The 1225-nt window shown below is 67.2% G+C and carries 1 protein-coding gene; it reads right to left on the bottom strand.

Going from position 1 to position 1225, the window contains the following annotated elements; all coding sequences use genetic code 11:
• Nucleotides 1–46: 46 nt before the first annotated feature.
• A partial coding sequence (locus tag H8R17_RS45450; RefSeq protein WP_262506070.1) for a transposase occupies nt 47–1225 on the bottom strand: 1179 nt, incomplete at its 5' end.

Here is a 1225-nt window from a genome sequence, read left to right as displayed (position 1 = left end):
TTGAAGTGCTCTCCTCCCTTCGCAAGCTCAGGAAGGAGATTCCGCCCTACCTTGCGGTGGGAGGCTTGACGCGGCGAGCGCGCCTGACGACTGCTCTTCCAGCAGCCGGGATCGCCACGAGGCCGATCCGGTACAGGTGCAGGATGTTCCGGGCTGCGTTGTGGTCGGCGTTGCCGGACCAGCCGCAGTCCGGGTTCTTGCACACGAACACGGCCTGGGACTCCCGGCTGCCGGGCGTGGTGAAACCGCAGGCTGAGCAGCGCTGGGAGGTGCCGGGGGCGGGGACCTTGATCAGGGTGCCGCCGTGCCGGGCGGTCTTGTACGTCAGCATCGTGACCGTGCGGCCCCACGCCTCGGCGGCGATGGAGCGGTTCAGCCCGGCTTTCTGGGCGACGTTCTTCCCCGGCTCTTCGACGGTGCCCCGAGCCGACGTGACCATGTTCGTGATGGTGAGTGCTTCGACCACGACCGTGCCATAGGTGCGGGCGATGGCGGTGGTCGTCTGGTGCTGCCAGTCCGCGGCTCGTCGCTTGGCTTTTGCTTTGAGCTGGGCGATCTGGTCATAGGTGCGGTGCAGGCGGCGCGACGTGCGCTCGCCTGCCTTGCGGTGCCGCTTGCGCTGGGCGGCGCGCTGCTCCAGCCGCAGGAGCTTGGTCTTCTCCTTCTCGTTCAGCCACTCGCCATGCTCGAACGTGGTTGCGTCCGAGAGAGCGAGCGGGACCGTGACGCCCACATCGATACCGACTTCCGGCCCCCGGTGGAGCTCGGGCGTGGGTTCCTGGGTCATCACGCGGAAGGCGATGTGCCAGCCGAGCGCGTCTTTGACGAGCCGGGCGCCAGTGATCCGGTTGTCGTTGTCGGCGTGCTTGCCGACAGGGAGGTCTTTGGTCCAGCGGAACCGGACTCGGCCGATCTTGGGCAGGTTGACCATGCCCCAGCGGCGGTGCACACGCTTGATGTTCAAGTCCCTGCCTTGTGGGACGTCCACCGACATGACGGACCGGAAGCGGCCCTTGAAGTTCGGGGTATCCGCCCGCCCGTCCCAGCAGTTCTTCCATGCCTGGACGTACGTCTTCAACACCGCCTGCGCGGCCTGGGCGGGCAGGACGGCAAGGAATTCGATGTCCTTGCGGGCCTGGCGTATCGCGGCGTCCGCGTGCGCAAGCGTGCGCTTGTCCTTCGGCATCATCTGCCACCAGGCGTGCAGCAGGTTCCACAGCGTGCG

Source organism: Streptomyces sp. TRM68367 (genome assembly GCF_014495685.1).
In the GTDB taxonomy this organism is placed as follows: Bacteria; Actinomycetota; Actinomycetes; order Streptomycetales; family Streptomycetaceae; genus Streptomyces.
Note: the sequence above shows the minus strand (reverse complement) of the source record. Positions and strands in the feature narration are given on the sequence as shown.